This window comes from Corynebacterium sp. UMB4614, assembly GCF_030217065.1.
GTDB lineage: Bacteria > Actinomycetota > Actinomycetes > Mycobacteriales > Mycobacteriaceae > Corynebacterium.
The window spans coordinates 1-17,378 of record NZ_JASONC010000012.1; the positions used below are offsets into that span (position 1 = coordinate 1).

Sequence of the window (17,378 nt, forward strand, 5' to 3'; positions counted from 1 at the left end):
ACTTCGTGCTCTCAATGGAAACTGCTCCCCACTAGTCGGTAACTGATTTCTCAGTCCAACTAATGGGGAGCAGTTCATAAGTACCGAAGGCCGGGGATTCACCGTGTGCCCAGCGCTTTAGGTCAGGCCAGCAGGCCGTGGAATTTCACCGAAAACTCGCGACGGCACTCGCGGCATTGCCAGGAATTATCCGTTTCCGTGGTCGGAAACAGATTCTCCCCCATGCAGTAGGGGCAAAAGTTCACGGTCACACGCCGACCGTTGCTGTGCCCGGACTTCCGAACCCTTCCCCCCAGCGCTAGAGCCAGAGGTCTTCGAGCAGTTGGACAGCAAAGCCATCCTGCCGGGCGCGGAAGCGGCTAAGGATACGGCGGTTCGCCCCGTTATCCCCCAGCCCCAAGGCTCGAGAAATCACAGAGCGCAGGGCTTCATCATCGCCTTCCGGATCCTCACCCACGTGTTCAGCGAGCGCGGCTAACCCCTCGGCTCCCTGCTGTGGCCGGGCGCGCTCCAGGGAGAAGTATTCGCCCTCGTGGAAGTCCAGCCAAACCCGCTCTCCCTCACCGATCCCCTGATGCTCCAGCAAACGTCGAATGGTTCCCAGGGTGTTACTGGTTGGCCCCCAGGTCACTCGCTGCGTACCAATCTCACTGGGCAGTTCGGCCGACTCGTTATATTTCAACCCCAGCATATGGATCACTCCGCCGGGAACCCCACTGCCGGAGCCACGGAGGTGGTCACTGGTTACGGTGATCAGCAACTTCCACCTGCCATCACGCCAATACATGCCGCGAGAGTCCTCCGGCGTGGAGGTCTTTTCCGGTGCCGCCGAACGCCACTTGACGATTCCATCAACCAGCTCGAACTGGCCGGTTGATGCATAGGTCCGCACCGAATTTTCCGCGACGTCAAATTTGGCGGGGAGTTCTGTCAGCAAGGCGGTCAGCGGGACCCCCTCATCTCCCGCGTCAGTCGCGGCGACGAGACGGCGCTCAATAAGTTTCGCCAGCGTGCTGTATTCCTCATACCCCCACTCCGGCAGCGCCCACTTAGTCGCACTGACCCTCACGATCCCCTCGGAAGCGTTCAAGGAATTCGCCAAGGAACGATTCGTCCTCCCCTGTCCAATCGCCTCATACAACGAATCGAGATCTTGCGGCTCGCCACGGATGGAGAGAACCCCCGCCCCAAGAGCAGGGAGCGAACGAGTTTGGGTGAGCACGTGCCCCTCGAACAATCGATACCCACAGTCATCGAGCCAGTCACGCAGGTCAGCGGGGCTTAGTGCCGTGCGCTCCTCCACCCAGTCCAACGGAACCACCCCATAGTCATCGCTGCCCTGCTTGAGTAGATTTTCGGTCCGCTCCCGAGCCCCCTTCAGAGATGGGAAGCACACCCAGTCCTCCTCAATTGCGAAGGAATCATCTACCGCATCGATAATCTCCGCGAGGCGTAGGCCCCAACCGGGAACCTCATCTCGCAGCTCTGGGAGCTGCTCGACGATCCCACCGATGCGCGCCACCGGGAAAGCATGGGCTGCCATCGCCTCCCGAAGCTCAGCCACTGCCCCGCGATTGGCCAGCTCCTCCAGGCGACTCGCGAGCGGGCTCTGTAGCTGACGTACGCGTTCACGGGTCAAGCCCAATTCTTGACCGAGCGTATCCAGGGTGGCCGGCGAGGTAGTGCCCAGCCTCTTCCGGGCGATGAGCTGCTCACGTGTGTCCAAACCGGCATAAAAATCCGCCAGCGCGGAAGACGCTGTCCCCCGCACCAGGAGTTTCACCTGCTGATAGTCCCCCTCCGGGTCGGTTAGCTGAGCCAAAACGTCGGCAGCTCGGCCACTGAGCATCCCGTTGGCCGAGTCGGGTAGCAGAGCCTTATCCAGGCCGCGGTGTTGATTAGCGATCAGCCCCAGGGCATCCTGCGCAACATTCAGTGCTGCCATCAGCGACTCGCGACTGGGCTCCTCGTAAAAGACTTCCGACGCGGAATCAGAGCTTCCCGAGTAGAAATCATCCATATAAGCGCTGTCTTCCTCCGGGGTATAGTCCGGTGTCTCGACCTCGGGCGGAATAGTCACCGTTGCTTCGGGAGTTATCCGCTCCTCCTCATCACTGATGCCCGCCAGCAGCACAGAAAACTCCTGCTCGGCCAGGATTGGAATTTCATAGCGCCGCGCCTTCTTCGCCTTGCTGCTCAAGGAGTCCACGTCGGCGGCAACCAACACCCGAGTGTTCTTCGTCAAGGACCCCGGAATGAGCCCGTGCTCTCGGATCTCTTTCTCCCACTCGGATCGGGGCCTGTTCATCTCCCCGGTCAAGGTCACCCGGTCACCCGGACGCAGTTCCAACGGCTGGGTCTCCTCAGTAGTGGCCTGCTCCTGTTCGTAATGAGCCGCCTCTGCTGCCTCGCGAGTCAACGGCACAGCCGAATTGGCGGTCAACTGGCTCAGCGGGCGGGCGTCGATGGTGATAGACGCAGCCCCGGGGAGCGTCACTCCGTTCCGAAGGAAGTATTGGAAAAGCGCCGCGGTGGCCTCGGCATCCGCCAGGGCGGTGTGAGCGCCCCGGTTGGTGATCCCCACGCGGCTGAGTACGTCCCCCAGTTTGCTGGGCATGCCGGGGAAAAGCCGCTTAGAAAGCTCCATGGTGCAGACATACCCGGGGAGGGTTTCCTCCGGAGCCAGGCCCGCGCGGGCCAATTCCTGCGAGAGCATCCGGGCGTCGAAGCGCGCGTTGTGAGCGACCAGCACTCGGCCGTCTAGGAGGCCGAAGAGCTCCCGCGCAATCTGGGTGAAAGCCGGCGCGTCTTTCACGTGTCGGCCGTAGACCCCATGGATCGAACTATTGGGAATATCGCGGTCCGGGTTGATCAGACTGGACCAGCTGCCCTCCACCTCACCGCTAGCAGAAAGTAGAACGACCCCGATTTCCAGCACGCGGTGGGCGGTACTGAAACCGGTGGTCTCGACGTCGAGAACGGCAAATCCTGGGCTTCCGAGCTCCTGCATGTCGCTTATCCTACTGTGAGCTGCGTCCCGGCTAGCCGTATTCCACACGCCGGCCGAGCAGGGAATACCCGATCAGGCCAGCAGGCCGTGGAATTTCACCGAAAACTCACGACGGCACTCGCGGCATTGCCAGGAATTATCCGTTTCCGTGGTCGGAAACAGGTTCTCCCCCATGCAGTAGGGGCAGAAGTTCACGGTCGCACGCCGGCCATTGCTGTGCCCGGACTTCCCACCGATCGCCTGGTTCACCGGTGGCAACGAATCAGTATCGGGAACGCTCATCGCAGGGCCTCCTCCTCAGCGCGGGCGACCCAGGAGCTGAACTCCTCGCCGTCCTCGCGCTGCTCCTTGAAGTTCTCAACGACACGGACCACGTAGTCGCCGACGTCCTCGGAGAACACGTTGTTGCCGCGCAGCTTGCGGCCGAAGCCCGGCTTCAGACCAACCTTTCCGCCCAGGTGCACCTGGAAGCCCTCGACGCGGTTGCCGTCCTCATCGGTCAGCACCTTGCCGGATAGACCGATATCCGCGACCTGGGAACGGGCGCAGGAGTTCGGGCAGCCGTTCAGGGAGATCTTCAGCGGGACGTCGAGGTCGCCGACCCGCTCCTCCAGCTCGTCGACCAGCTGGATGGCGCGCTGCTTCGTCACGACGTGCGCGAGCTTGCAGAACTCCAGGCCGGTACAGCTGATGATGTCGCGGCGGAAGGCCGAAGGCTTTGCGGACAGCCCCTCCTTCTCCAGCTCGGCAGCAAGCTTGTCCGCATTCTCCGGGGTCAGGTCCAGGAAGAGCAGCTCCTTATCGGGGGTCGTGCGCAGCCGCGTGGAGCCATAGGACTCGGCGAGCTCCGCGAGACGCTGTAGCTGGGCGCCGTCGGTGTGTCCCACCGTGGGCTTGACCCCCAGGTAGACCTTGCCGTCCCGCTGCTCGTGGATACCGATGTGGTCGCGGTAGCCGGGGTACTCGCCCGGGTCCGGACCGTCGACGAGCTTGCGGCCGAGGTAGTCCTCCTCCAGCACCTTGCGGAACTTCTCGATACCCCAGTCGGCGACGAGGAACTTCAGGCGCGCGCGGTTGCGGACCTTGCGGTAGCCATAGTCGCGGAAGATGCGGACCACGCCGGCCCACACCTCCGGGACCTCGTCCAGGGGCACCCAGGCTCCGAGGCGCTGGGAGAGCATCGGGTTGGTGGACAGCCCGCCACCGACCCAGACGTCGAAGCCGGGGCCGTGCTCCGGGTGGTTCGAGCCGATAAACGCCAGGTCCTGGATCTCGTGGGTGACGTCCTGGCGGGAGTTACCGCTAATCGCGGACTTGAACTTGCGTGGCAGGTTGTCGAACTCGCCGCTGGTAAGTAGTTCTTCCTTGATGGTGTGAATGGCCGGGGTGGCATCGATAATCTCGTCGGCAGCGATACCGGCGACCGGGGAGCCCAGGATGACGCGGGGGACGTCACCGCAACCGAAGTTGGTGTCCAGCCCAACGGATTCGAGCTTGTCCCAGATAGTCGGGACGTCCTCGATGCGGATCCAGTGCAGCTGGACGTTTTGGCGGTCGGTGAAGTCCGCGGTATCGCGGGCGTAGTCGCTAGAAATCTCGCCGATGACGCGCAGTTGCTCGCTGCTGACGAGGCCGCCGTCGAGGCGGATGCGCATCATGAAGTAGTTATCCTGCAGCTCCTCGGTGCTGAGCGTGGAGGTAGCCACACCGTCGAGGCCAGGGCGGCGCTGGGTATAAAGACCGACCCACTTGAAGCGGGGCGCGAGGTCCTCCTTCGGGATGGAGTCGAAGCCCTGCTTCGCGTAGGTCCCGCGAATGCGGTCAATGACGCCGAGGCCGGCGTCTTCTTGCTTAATCTTCTCGTCGTCGTTGAGCGGAGTAGTGCCGTCGACGAGCCACTGGCCTTGCGGCCGGGGCTTACGTTTCGGCCTCGGTCGGGTGGTGGTAGTTGCAGTCATGGTGAATTTCTCCAGTTAATCGTGCGTTGTGGCGGTCTTGCCTGGATCCGCAGCGCGGGCTGCAGATCAACCTACACTAGACAGACCGTGCGGTCTATAACTGGACACACTAAACCCCTGAGACAGGAAGTTGCAAGCAATTTCAGCAAAGCCAATTGCGTAAAATAGACAATGCTGTCTACACTCTGTTGTGATCCACCCCCTAGAACCTCGCAATCCCATCGCGGTGGGATTAGCTTGGTGGGTGAAGAATATGCACTTAGAACCAACGATTGGACCCTGAATAAAAGTGTCAGACGCAGCAAAGACCACTCGTCCGCTCCGCATCGCGGTCATCGGCTCCGGCCCGGCCGGCATTTATGCATCCAACGCCCTCGCCAAAGCCACCATCCCGGAGGGCAGCGGCGACACCACCTTCGACGGCGTGAGCGTGGACATCTTCGAGCGCATGCCAGCCCCATTCGGGCTCATTCGTTACGGCGTCGCACCCGACCACCCCCGCATCAAGGGCATTATCCGCTCCCTGCACCGCGTCCTCGACCAGCCTCAGATCCGCCTGTTCGGCAACGTCAACATCGGCGAGGACGTCACCCTCGAGGAACTGAAGCAGCACTACGACTCCGTCATCTACGCCACCGGCGCAACCAAGGACCGCGACCTCAACCTACCGGGCGCAGAAGCCACCCACGGCGGCGCTGAATTCGTCGGCTTCTACGACGCCAACCCGAAGTTCTCCGAGGACTGGAAGCTGGACGCCGAGTCCGTCGCCGTCATCGGCGTGGGCAACGTCGGCCTCGACGTCGCCCGCGTCCTGGCAAAGACCGGTGACGAGCTGCTCACCACCGAAATCCCGGACAACGTCTACGAGTCCCTGAAGAAGAACCAGGCCAAGGAGGTCCACCTCTTCGGCCGCCGCGGCCCCGCACAGGCGAAGTTCACCCCGCTGGAGCTGAAGGAGCTCAGCTACTCCGATAACATCCAGGTCATCGTCGACCCGGAGGACATCCAGTACGACGCCGCTTCCGAGGAGGCCCGCCGCGGCTCCAAGATCACCGACATGGTCTGCTCTTTGCTGGAGCAGTACGCCATCGCCGACCCAGGCGAGGAGCCACACCGCGTCTACATCCACTTCTTTGAATCTCCGAAGGAGATCAAGACGGACGAGCAGGGCAATGTCACCGCTCTGATCACCGAGCGCACGAAGCTCAACGGCGACGGCTCCGTCTCCCCCACCGGCGAGACCCGCGAGTGGCCAGTCGGCGCGGTCTACCGCACCGTCGGCTACAAGTCCGACCAGCAGGCCGACCTGCCGTGGGACGAGAAGGAGAACGTCCTGCCGAACGTCGGCGGCCGCGTCCTCGCCGAAGGCCCAACCGCAGACGGCATCGCGGGCGTGCCGGGCAGCGCTGACCCGGAGGCGGAGAAGCGCGAGACCCTGCCAGGCGTGTACGCCACCGGCTGGATCCGCCGCGGCCCCGTCGGCCTGATCGGTAACACCAAGGGTGACGCCAACGAGGCCGTCGACAACCTGCTGACCGACGTCGCAAAGGGCATCGGCTTCCAGCCAGCAAAGCCGGAGCTGGAGAGCGTTGAGGAGCTGCTGCGCTCCAAGAACATCTCCTGGACCGACTGGGAGGGCTGGTACGCCCTGGATAAGCACGAGCGCGAACTCGGCGAGGCCGAGGGCCGCGAGCGCAAGAAGGTCCGCGAGTGGGACGAGATGCACCACCACTCCAAGTACACCGGGGAGTAAGCATCCCCTGGTCGGAGCGGCAGCAAAGGCCACGCCGACCGCACCCCCACGCACACGGGGAGAGCCCAGGCCCAGTAGTTAGCAAAAACTAACATTCCTACTGCAAAGGCACAGCTCTACCCCCGTATTGCGTGGGGGTTTCTTTTCCCTCTCAGAGCCCTTGTGGCTTAGGTAACATGCGATTCATGACTCTGGAAAACGACGCCGTAGAAGAAGCACCAAAGGTCTACATCACCGGGCGAACCCTACTGTCCATGCCCGCGTACCAGGTCCACGCCCTCTACAAACTGCGGGTGGACGTCTTCGTTAATGAGCAGCGCGCCGCGTTCCCGGAGATCGACGACCAGGACGCACTGCCCGAGACCCACCACCTGCTGGCCTACGTCCACCCCGGCAGCGGCCCGGACTACCCATGGGGCACTGCCGACCCCGGCTCCCCCATGCGGCTCGTGGGCACCGTGCGCGTCTTCGGCCCGCCGGAGGAACAGCACATCGGCCGCCTCTGCGTCCACCCGGACCTGCGCGGCTACGGGATCGCGCACAACCTCTTCGCGCGCTCCCTGGAGGTCGTCCGCGAGCGCGCCGCAGCCCTGGATCCCACGACCCAGAAGTCGATCGTGAAGATCGAGGCGCAGAGCCACTCAGTGCCCTTCTACGAGGGCTACGGTTTCGCTACCGTGGGCGAGCCCTTCGACGTCGAGGGCATCGACCACGTGGAGATGCAGCTCGAGCTCGACTAGCCGGCGGCTAGCACTCCCCGCAGGTCACCGCCGGGTCGGCCGCGCAGTCCTCGCACAGCAGGATCTGTTCGCGGCACTCGGAGTTCTCGCAGTTGTGGAAGGTATTCGTCGCCGCCCCACAGTTCTTGCAGAAGCCGAGCTGCTTCGCATCCTCGGAGAACTCCATGTGCATGCGCTTGTCGAAGACGTACAGTGATCCCTCCCAGAGGCCCTTATCCCCGTACTTCTCGCCGTAGCGGACGATGCCGCCGTCGATCTGGTAGACCTCCTCGAAGCCGCGGTTCTTCATCAGCGCGCTGAGGACCTCGCACCGGATCCCGCCGGTGCAGTAGCTGACGACCGGCTTGTCCTTCATCCAGTCGTACTTGCCGCTCTCCAGTTCCTTGATGAAGTCGTGGGTGGTCTCCACGTCTGGGACGACGGCGTTCTTGAACCGGCCGATTTCGGCCTCCATCGCGTTGCGTCCGTCGAAGAAGACGACGTCGTCGCCGCGCTCCTCGACCAGCTTGTTGACCTCTTCCGGCTTCAGGTGGGTCCCTCCCCCGATGACGCCGTTCTCGTCCACCTTCAGCTCGCCCGGCGCTCCGAAGGCGACGATCTCGTCGCGCACCTTGACCGACAGGCGCGGGAAGTCCTCCGCCCCGCCCTGCGACCACTTGAACTCCATGCCCTTGAAGCCGGGGTATTCGCGGGTGCGGCGCGCGTACTGCTTGCAGGCGTGCAAGGATCCTCCCACGGTGCCGTTGATGCCGTGTTCGGAGATGAGGATGCGCCCGGTCAGGCCGAGGTTTTCGCAGAGCTGCTTCTGCCACAGCATGATCGCCGTGGGGTCCGCGATGGGTGTGAACCAGTAGTACAGCAGGATGCGGGATTCTTTGAGGTCGGTCGCGCTAACAGCCATGCCTCAAAGTGTAGCCCCACCAGCGGGGACGCCCTAAACCGCCGGGAGCTGCACCAACGGTGCCGGGCTAGTCCACCGCAGGCTGCTCGCCCGTCGGCAGGTCGGCCTCGTCCTCGGTCGAGTGACCGGCATCCTCGGCAGTCGTGCGGTCCTCGTGGGTGGCCTCCGCTACCCGCATCTTGATGGCCCCGGCGGCATCGGCGGCGCGGTCGCGGGCGTCCTCGATCGTCTCCGCGGTGGAGACGGCCACGCCCATGCGGCGTCGGCTGTAGCCGACCGGCTTTCCGAAGAGGCGGACCTTCGTCTCCGGGACGGCGAGCGCCTCCGCCAGGCCGTGATACTCCACCGCAGCGCCTTCCGGCAGGTCCTCGCAAAGGATCACGGCGGAGGCGCCCGGGGAGATCAGCGTGGTGTCGATCGGCAGGCCCAGCACCGCGCGGGCGTGCAGCTCGAACTCGCTGCAGCGCTGCGTGCCAATGGTCACCATGCCCGTGTCGTGCGGCCGCGGGGAGACCTCGGAGAAGTACACATCATCACCCTTGATGAACAGCTCCACGCCGAACACTCCCCGGCCGCCCAGGGCGTTGGTCACGCGAGCCGCCACCGAGCGAGCATTATCCAGCGCGGAGTCCCCCATCGTCGCGGGCTGCCAGGACTCCACGTACTTGCCGAGGTCCTGGCGGTGGCCGATGGGCTCGCAGAACCACGTGGCCGGCTGGCCGCTGACCGGGTCGATACTGCGCACTGTGAGCAGAGTGATCTCGTAGTCGAAGGGGACGAACTGCTCGACGATGACCTTCTCGCAGTTCACGCGCACGTCGGAGAGCGCGAAGTCCCAGGCGGCGTCGAGCTCGTCCGCGCTGGCCACGTAGCTCTGGCCCCGCCCCGCGGAGGACACGACCGGCTTGACCACGCACGGGAAACCGATCTCTTCGGCCGCGGCGTGCAGCTCCTCTGGGGTGGCGGCGAAGCGGTGCACGCCCGTGGGAATGCCCAGCTCCTCGCTGACCATCGTGCGGATCTTCTCGCGGTCCATCGTCAGCTGCGCGGCCCGCGCCGTCGGGGCGACGGTGACGGCCCCCTCGGCTTCCAGCTCGGCGAGGACGTCCACCGCCAGCGCCTCGATTTCCGGGACCACGATGTGCGGGCGGACCTCGGTGATGAGTTCGCGCAGCGCCTCGCCGTCCATGAGGTCCATGACGTGCGCGTGATTGGCCACGTTGTGTGCGGGCGCGCCCTGGTAGCGGTCCACGGCGTGCACCTCCACGCCGAACCGCTGGAGGGCGATGGTCAGCTCGCGGCCGAGCTCACCGGCTCCCAGGATCATGACGACTGTCGCGCAGTCACTATTGGGGGTGCCGATCGCTTGTGGGGTGTACATGAAGCGCAATTCTAGCTGGCAACGCGGTCGCGTCTAATCCGCTTTCGCGATCACCAGGCTCCCGGGCAGCGACCCCAGGGCCTGAGAACTGCGCAGATACAACCAGAGACACGGGCACCGTGCACAAGTGGCTTTGGCGTTCTGAGGCGCCCATAATGGAGCCATGAGCTCGCAGTTTTCCAGCCCCCAGCCCGCCCCCGATTCGGCCGCCGGTGCCGGCCAGTTCTCCTGCTCCCGCCGCAGCCTACTGCGCGGTGCGGCGCTGGCCACGGCAGCCACGGCCGCGGGCGCACTGCTCGCCGCCTGCGCGGGCGAGGAGACCGTCGCTAAGGTCGCGACAACCGACATTCCGGTCGGCGGGGCGAAGATCATCGATAACTGGATTATCGCGCAGCCGGAGAAGGGTAAGTTCATGGCCTACTCCACCGAGTGCCCGCACGCCCGCGGCCGCATCGACGAGGTCGCCGAGCAGGACGGCATGACCGTCGCGATCTGCCCGAAGCACGGCTCGGTCTTCGACACCGCCACTGGTGATGTGGTGGAGGGCCCCTCCCGCGACCCGATGGCCCTGGCCCGCGACGTCCAGGTCAACGAGGACGCCGTCGAGGTCATCAACTAACCCCTCCCCTCCCGAGGCCGCGACATGGTCGCTTCACTACGGCGCGATGACGATCGAGCGGTCACTCACCGCGTCCGCTACCCGCTGGTCGTGGCAGGTCCATAGCACCGCGGGCTTCCGGTCCTGCCGCATGAAGGCGTCGATGCCCTCCAGCAGCTTGCGGTGGCCGTCCACGTCCAGGCCGACCGTCGGTTCGTCGAGCAGCAGGACGTCTGGATGCCCCGCCATCGTCGCTGCCACCAGCACCAGTCGGCGGTCGGAGGTGGGAACATCCAGGGGGTGTTCCTCGGCCCACTTCTCCAGGCCGAAAATTTCCAGCGCCTCCCGGTCGCCAGCGACCTCGTCGATCACTCGGCGGTGAAGGAAGGACTGGTCCAGCGCAGTCGGCGCCCAGCCGCACCGGCCGGCCGTGATGGTGCCCTCGTAGTCCACCAGGCCAAGTGCTGCCAGCATCAACGAGGTCTTGCCGCAGCCATTGGGCCCGGCGATGTGGGTGACCTGGCCCGCCGGGGCGGCGACGGTAAACGGCCCCAGGCCACGGACGCGGACGTCCCGGGCAGACAGCGCGACACGCTGCGCGGCGGCGCCATCGGCGCTGGTACGAGGCGGAAAAATCGGCAGGTCGAACTCCGGAATCGGCCGCTCCCGCAACTCGCCGTCGGAGAGCTGGAACTGCTGGGCGGCAGCCTCCGAGACCGCAGACGGGCGGCGATCGTAGACGGTCACCTCGCCGGGGTAAGCGTCCAACACCTCAGCGAGCTGGTTGACCGCGGCCGTGTCCAGCCCGTCCAGCGGGCAGTCGAGAACCAGGGCGCCCGGGCGTGTCAGCAGCGCCTGGGCGATCGCCATGCGGCGGGTCTGACCGGTGGATAGCCGCATCGGGTCCTGGCCCGCAACATGCTGCAAGCCCCAGGTCTGAAGAGCCTGATCCACGCGGGGGCGCATCTGCTCCCGCGGCACGCCCTGCTGCTCCATGCCGAAGGCCAACTCCTCGGCCACCGTGGCGCGCAGCAGCGAGATGTGGGCGGAAGCGTTGTTACCCACCCACGCGGCTCCGGTGGCCTCCGCGGCCTGCCAAGCATGGTCCGAGAGCCCATCGCCCCAAATAAAACGGGTCACTGGCATGGCGCTAGCTCACTCCAATCCACACGATGGCCGCGCACGTGGCGGCAACCAAAACCCAGCGCAGGGCGCGCTGCCCGGCCGGGTTAGCCACGGGGTTGAGCACGGTGCGCGGGCCGGGTTCCCCGATCCCGGTGCGCTGCAGAGGCCGGGCGCGCTGAGCGGCGTCGTCCACCAGCCCCACGATCAGGGGCATCACGAAGTTCAACTTCCCACGCGCCCCTGCGGTATTGACCCCACGGGCGGTGAACATCTGGTTCAGCGTCTCCACCCGGGCCCGGGCGATCGGATACAGCCGGATAGTGGAGCCCACGACGTAGACGATCTTCGCGGGGAACTGCTCCTGCATCGCCCGCATCAACCGATCCCCATCCACGAAGGACCCGAGGGTCAGTCCAACCGCCGCGGCACCGAAGAGGCGCAGGGAAAGCAAGCCTGCAAACTGCATACCGTCGGAGGTCAGCGGACCGAAGATAGGGTGACGTCCGAATGGGGCGTGCATCAGAAACAGGCCCACGGTGGTCGGAATCGCGAGCAGCACCGCCGCGAACAGCGGACCACGAGCGGGCTGGAAAAACACCGCGAGCAGGGCAGCAATCCCCAGCGCGGTGAGCGACACAACCAGCTTGTGGGCCAGCAACACCACGACCACCGCGCAAATGGCGGCGGTCAGCGGCGTATAGGGATGAAGTTTTCTCACTTGCTCTCGGGGCTGAAGGTCACGCGGGTGCGCTTCGGCAGCCAGCGCAGCACCAGCCACACGATGGTGAAGACGATGAGCTTATCGATCGGATCGGACGTCCAGGACTGCAGGAACACGGCAGTCAGCTGGTCGAAACCGAGGCCACGGTAGGCAGTGACCAGCAGACCCGTTCCGGTGCCCGCGGTGCCACCGAAGATGAACGAGGCGACCGGCGCGGAGAGCAAGGCCGTGATGAAGCCGACGACGAGGCCCGCCCCACCCACGCGCCACCACGCGCCGACGAAGAGCTTGCGCAGCAGGCCAGCAGCCACGCCCACGAAGGCATAGGCTGCGGCGAAGGGCACGACGGTCGGGTTGAAGGTTCCCCACACCAGGGAGCTCAGCACACCAGTTACCAGGCCCGCCCAGGGGCCAGCGAGCGCGCCGACCAGGACGGTTCCGATGGAGTCCATGTACAGCGGCAGTGGCAGGCCCATGGTGCCGATGACCTGGCCGATGATGATGTTCAGCGCCAGGGCCACCGGGATGAGCGAGAGGGTGCGCACTGGCAGCTGCGGCACGATCGCGATCAGGGCGAGGATCGCCGGAACAAGGAAGCCCACGAGAGCGATCGTGGAGCTGCGGGAGTCAGCCAGCGACTCCCAATTCGAGTCCGTGGGCTGGGAGATGACGAGGGTCAACCACGTCGCGGCGATGATGAGAATCGCCAGGCCAAGAAGGCTTTTTTGCATGCGTGACATAGCTATTCCAAACAGGGTTGAAGTAATCCCCGAAAAGCCTATGTCACCTCGGCGCGGGAAACGTGGAAAGTCGCCCAACATCGTTGTCGATGAACCTAAGTTTCGTCAAATGATCGCGTAGGGCACCCTAGCCAGCCACACAGAGCTGGTGCTGCTTTCAACCTGACTGGTCGGGCGCTATTTCTTAAACATCAGTTGACAGACCAAGCTGTCTAGTGTTTCATATCACTCAACGCACAACGGTTCGCCGCGAGCACCTCCCGACCCCTGGAGCCCCGGACACGGTCGGTAGGAACCGTTGGTTTTGCCTGAGATATCCACCTAGCCACCACTCTGTGCGCCACCACCGCCGCAGCCGCTAGGGAATATCACCCGGGGTTTCATGCTTTCTTGCGCCTTCGGGTTGGGCACGACCGCTGTGTGAGTCACCAACACCAACCACGAAGAAGGAAAACATGACTTTCCACGCAACCACCGCCGGGGTCCCACGCATCGGACCTGATCGCGAGCTCAAGAAGGCGCTCGAGGCATACTGGCGCGACTCTGCCACCGGCCGCGACCTCGCCGGCACCGCCACCCGCCTGGTCAATGACTACACCGACGGCCTGGTCAACGAGGGCCTCGACTCCGCCCCCTTCCAGGGCCGCTCCTACTACGACGCCATCCTCGACACCTCCGCGATCCTCGGCGCCCTGCCGGAGCGCGTCGCCGATATCAGCGACCACGAGAACGACGGCCTCCCGCAGTTCATCGACCGCCTCTTCGCCGCTGCCCGCGGCACCGCTGAGCTGCCGGCCTCCGCGATGACCAAGTGGTTCGACACCAACTACCACTACATCGTCCCGGAACTGTCCGCTGACCAGGAGTTCCGCCTCGAGGACGGCGCCTGGCTCGACGACATCCGCGACCAGGTCAACCGCCACGGCGACAAGGTCCGCCCGGTTCTGGTCGGACCGTTCACCTACCTGGCACTCGCCCGCTCCACCGACGGCTCGAACCCGCTGGAGCACCTGGAGTCCCTCTTCGAGACCTACGGCCGCCTGCTGCCGCGCATCGCTAACCGCGGGGTCACCTGGCTGCAGCTCGACGAGCCGTCCCTGGTCACCGACGTCGACCCGGCCACCCTGTCCCGCGTCAAGGCTGGCTACAAGAAGCTCACCCAGGTCGCCCACGACGCTGGCCTGAAGCTGCTGGTCCAGACGTACTACGGCGACGCCGACCAGGCCATCAAGACCCTCAGCGGCCTGGGCATCGACGCCTTCGGCGCCGACCTCGTCGCTGGCGGCAAGGAGCTGCCGAGCTGGACCGGCGAGGAGCTGCTGGTCGCCGGTGTGGTTGACGGCCGCAACATCTGGCGCACCGACCTGGACGCGGCCCTGGAGACCCTGAAGGCGCTGGCCGAGCGTGGCCCGGTCGCTGTCTCCACCTCCGCGTCCCTGCTGCACGTGCCATACACCCTGTCCCGCGAGACCACCCTGAGCGACGAGCTGCGCAGCTGGCTGGCATTCGGTGAGGAAAAGATCCGCGAGGTCGCCCTCCTCTCCCGCGTCCTGCGCGGCGAGGGCACCGAGGCCGACAAGAAGGCACTGGCCGAGGCCCGCGAGGCCGTGCAGTCCCGCGCGACCTCCAAGCTGACCCACAACGACGAGGTCCGCGAGCGCACCGCCAAGATCACCGAGGAGGACCGCCACCGCGGTGATATCGAGGAGCGTCGCAAGGCCCAGCAGGAAGAGCTGAACCTCCCGCCGCTGCCGACCACCACGATCGGTTCCTTCCCGCAGACCACCCAGATCCGCCAGGCGCGCGCGAAGCTGCGCAAGGGTGAGATCACCGAGGAGCAGTACACCCAGGCGATGCGCGACGAGATCGCGGACGTCATCGAGCGCCAGGAGAAGCTGGACCTGGACGTCCTCGTCCACGGTGAGCCGGAGCGCAACGACATGGTGCAGTACTTCTCCGAGCAGCTGGAGGGCTACCACTCCACCGAACACGCGTGGGTGCAGTCCTACGGTTCCCGTTGTGTCCGTCCGCCAATCCTGTTCGGTGACGTCCGTCGTCCGGAGCCGATGACCGTCTCCTGGTTCGAGGAGGCCCAGAAGCTCACCGACAAGCCGGTCAAGGGCATGCTCACCGGTCCGGTGACGATGCTCGCGTGGTCCTTCGTCCGCGACGACCAGCCGCTGGGCGAGACCGCTGACCAGGTTGCCCTGGCGCTGCGCGACGAGATCGACGACCTCGTCTCCGCTGGTGCGAAGGTTGTTCAGGTCGACGAGCCGGCCATCCGCGAGCTGCTGCCGCTGCGGGAGGCTGAGCAGCCGGCGTACCTGAAGTGGGCCGTGGGCTCCTTCCGCCTGGCGACCTCCGGCGTGGCTCCGAAGACTCAGATCCACACCCACATGTGCTACTCCGAGTTCAACGAGCTCATCGGCACGGTCGGCGACCTCGACGCGGATGTGACCTCCATCGAGGCCGCCCGCAACGGCATGCAGGTGCTCGCCGCCCTGCACGAGGCGGGCTACGACCTGGGCGTCGGCCCGGGCGTGTGGGACATCCACTCCCCGCGTGTTCCGAAGCAGGAGGAGGTCGACCAGCTGCTGGCCGATGCGCTGGCTAACGTCGCCCCAGAGCTGCTGTGGGTCAACCCGGACTGTGGTCTGAAGACCCGTGGCTGGGAGGAGACCACCGCCAGCCTCGAGGTGCTGGTCGACGCCGCGAAGAAGGCGCGCGCCACCCTCTAAATCCCCGCGATTTAGCCTCTTACGCTGGGATAAGCGTTCGGCCCCGCACTGCAGGAAGTGTCTCCTGCGGCGTGGGGCCGTTGCCATGCTCGAGGAGCGGGTGGCTAGCTGTTGAAGTAGGCGCTGACCTTGCCGGCGACCTTCTCCGGAGCCACGAGCATCACGCCGTGGGCGTGGCCCGGCACCTGCACGGCCTCGCCACCGAGAGCCTTCTGCATCTTCCAGATGGCATCGCCGGTAACCGCCGAATCATTTTTGAATCCCACGTGCAGGGGCTTGGTCTCCAGCTTCTCACCGTTGATTGGCGCACCCGGGTGCGGCAGCGGCCAGCCCGCGCACACCCGGCCCGAGCCGAGGTTGCCCTCGATCGCGGAGACCGAATCGCCGCCGGTGAGCTCGTCGATGAACAGCTGCGGCAGCATCTCGGGCTTGGTCGGCGTGGCGTTGTCGTTGCAGACGATCGAGCGTTCCACGGACCCCAGGGAGGTCATCTGCTCCAGCAGGCCCATGGTTTCTTCCTCGGTCAGCTCCTTGCCGGTCACGGGGTTGACCGGCCGGCCATTCGGCCCCAGCTCCTGGCCTTCCATCTTCGGCTGCTTGCCGGTTCGGATGTACTCGGCGAGCTTCGGCCGCATCTCCGGGTTATACAGCGCTCCGAAGTAGGTGAAGGTGAACAGCGGGGAAGTCAGCGTGGCCTGCTGCTTACCCTTGGCGAGCGTGACCATGGCTGAGCCGAGTCTCCATGCGGGCGGCAACGCCTGGTTCGCGGCGGGCAGCACGACGTTGGCGTGTTCCTTCAGCCCTGCTGGCAGGTCGCCGATCTCGGCCGGCGGCGGTGTCACCTGCGCGGGTGCCCCGCTTTCCTTATCAATGACGGCTGACCAGCGCTGGTAGACCTGCAGCGGCGTGGTACCCAGGTGGTACTCGTCGTCCCGGTCGGCGATCCACTGGAAGACATCGTGAGCCCGTCGCGGCGCCAGGATTCGCGGTCGCGGCCGGTCTTGAACCAGAGGCTCTCGGGGCTCGCGGAGCTGTCGATCAGGGCCTTGCCGGTGTGCTGTGGGAACATCGTGGCGTAGGTGCCCATGAGCACTCCGCCGTAGGACACACCGTAGAGGTTGAGTCGCTCCTCCCCCAACAGCTGGCGGGCCCGGTCGAGGTCTCGGGCGGTGTTTGCGGTGGTGACCTGCTGGGAGTAGCCGGGCTGCTCGAGGTTGCACAGGTCTCGGAAGAGCCCGGCGGCGAGGGTCGGGATGACGCCGCTGGCGAGGTGCCCGTAACTGCAGTTCAGTGTCTCCCCGTGGGCCAGGCCGCGGGGCTGGACCGCGATGAGGTCGTAGTGCTCCTGCACATCGGCGGGGAGCTTGACCCGCTGCCCGGTGAGCTTGTCTGGCGCGGCGTTGTCCGCGAACATCTCCAGCGCACTGCCGCCCGGGCCGCCCGGGTTGCCAGCGATGACGCCGCGCTTGGCACCGGTCGCCGGGATCTTGCTCATCGTGAGCGTGATTTTCTTCCCATCGGGCTTCGAGTAGTCCATCGGCACCTGGAACTCCGCGCATTTCGCCCGCTTCGTGACGAAGACGTCCGCGGGGCAATCACCCCAGGAAAGTTGCTGTGTCTCCGCGGTCGCTGCCGGGGCAACCAGGGCGCTGAGTAGCCCGAGGCCTCCCAGCATTCCTGCAATTTTGTGGCCTACTCGCATTAAGGGGCTGC

The 17,378-nt window shown here is 65.3% G+C and carries 14 protein-coding genes; 4 read left to right on the forward strand and 10 right to left on the reverse strand.

All coding sequences use genetic code 11. The annotated features are described in order from the left end of the window. Positions 1–298: 298 nt before the first annotated feature. The 3 genes from QP413_RS06370 to QP413_RS06380 all read right to left on the reverse strand — a co-directional run bounded on the left by QP413_RS06370 (position 299) and on the right by QP413_RS06380 (position 4,968). A complete protein-coding gene (locus QP413_RS06370; RefSeq protein ID WP_284781177.1) occupies positions 299–3,010 on the reverse strand; it encodes an exonuclease domain-containing protein in 2,712 nt (903 codons plus the stop codon). 72 nt (positions 3,011–3,082) lie between these two features. Further along, entirely contained in the window at positions 3,083–3,292 is a 210-nt protein-coding gene (locus QP413_RS06375; RefSeq protein WP_015381947.1) for a hypothetical protein, read from the reverse strand. Beyond that, positions 3,289–4,968, reverse strand: coding sequence for a nitrite/sulfite reductase (locus QP413_RS06380; protein WP_284781178.1), 1,680 nt, complete (start codon positions 4,966–4,968; stop codon positions 3,289–3,291). The genes QP413_RS06375 and QP413_RS06380 overlap by 4 nt, the downstream gene beginning before the upstream one ends. Positions 4,969–5,257: 289 nt before the next feature. Here QP413_RS06380 and QP413_RS06385 point away from each other — a divergent pair, with 289 nt between their 5' ends. Together QP413_RS06385 and QP413_RS06390 are read left to right on the forward strand one after the other, a co-directional pair. After that, positions 5,258–6,721 (forward strand): FAD-dependent oxidoreductase, encoded by a 1,464-nt coding sequence (locus QP413_RS06385; RefSeq protein ID WP_284781180.1) that lies wholly within the window; start codon positions 5,258–5,260, stop codon positions 6,719–6,721. Positions 6,722–6,897: 176 nt separating this feature from the next. Beyond that, entirely contained in the window at positions 6,898–7,461 is a 564-nt protein-coding gene (locus QP413_RS06390) for a GNAT family N-acetyltransferase (protein WP_070760307.1), read from the forward strand. Between the two features lie 7 nt (positions 7,462–7,468). On the opposite strand, the gene QP413_RS06395 is transcribed toward QP413_RS06390, so the two are convergent. Next, positions 7,469–8,362: a rhodanese-related sulfurtransferase gene (locus QP413_RS06395; protein WP_070760309.1), complete on the reverse strand. Its 894-nt coding sequence runs from the start codon at positions 8,360–8,362 to the stop codon at positions 7,469–7,471. Positions 8,363–8,429: 67 nt separating this feature from the next. Beyond that, on the reverse strand, positions 8,430–9,743 hold the full coding sequence (gene purT / locus QP413_RS06400) for a formate-dependent phosphoribosylglycinamide formyltransferase (RefSeq protein WP_284781183.1): 1,314 nt from the start codon (positions 9,741–9,743) through the stop codon (positions 8,430–8,432). A gap of 163 nt (positions 9,744–9,906) precedes the next feature. On the opposite strand from purT, the gene QP413_RS06405 reads away from it, so the two are divergent. Continuing rightward, entirely contained in the window at positions 9,907–10,362 is a 456-nt protein-coding gene (locus tag QP413_RS06405; protein ID WP_284781185.1) for a Rieske (2Fe-2S) protein, read from the forward strand. Positions 10,363–10,398: 36 nt separating this feature from the next. Here the strand turns inward: QP413_RS06405 and QP413_RS06410 are convergent, their stop codons facing one another. Genes QP413_RS06410 through QP413_RS06420 form a run of 3 tightly spaced genes read right to left on the reverse strand, consistent with a single transcriptional unit; the run spans position 10,399 to position 12,927 of the window. After that, positions 10,399–11,487 carry an ATP-binding cassette domain-containing protein gene (locus tag QP413_RS06410; protein ID WP_284781187.1) on the reverse strand — a complete coding sequence of 363 codons (1,089 nt, stop codon included), beginning with the start codon at positions 11,485–11,487 and terminating at the stop codon, positions 10,399–10,401. 4 nt (positions 11,488–11,491) lie between these two features. Beyond that, entirely contained in the window at positions 11,492–12,184 is a 693-nt protein-coding gene (locus QP413_RS06415) for an energy-coupling factor transporter transmembrane component T (RefSeq protein ID WP_284781189.1), read from the reverse strand. Next, on the reverse strand, positions 12,181–12,927 hold the full coding sequence (locus QP413_RS06420; protein ID WP_284781191.1) for an ECF transporter S component: 747 nt from the start codon (positions 12,925–12,927) through the stop codon (positions 12,181–12,183). Before QP413_RS06420 ends, QP413_RS06415 begins: the two co-directional genes overlap by 4 nt. A 455-nt stretch (positions 12,928–13,382) precedes the next feature. On the opposite strand from QP413_RS06420, the gene metE reads away from it, so the two are divergent. Next, complete coding sequence (gene metE / locus QP413_RS06425; RefSeq protein ID WP_284781192.1) at positions 13,383–15,665, forward strand: 5-methyltetrahydropteroyltriglutamate--homocysteine S-methyltransferase; 2,283 nt, start codon at positions 13,383–13,385, stop codon at positions 15,663–15,665. A gap of 104 nt (positions 15,666–15,769) precedes the next feature. Here metE and QP413_RS06430 read toward each other — a convergent pair whose 3' ends face one another. Beyond that, complete coding sequence (locus QP413_RS06430; RefSeq protein WP_284781194.1) at positions 15,770–16,507, reverse strand: alpha/beta hydrolase; 738 nt, start codon at positions 16,505–16,507, stop codon at positions 15,770–15,772. Then, a complete protein-coding gene (locus QP413_RS06435) occupies positions 16,504–17,340 on the reverse strand; it encodes an alpha/beta fold hydrolase (protein ID WP_284781195.1) in 837 nt (278 codons plus the stop codon). The genes QP413_RS06430 and QP413_RS06435 overlap by 4 nt, the downstream gene beginning before the upstream one ends. Positions 17,341–17,378: the final 38 nt, after the last annotated feature.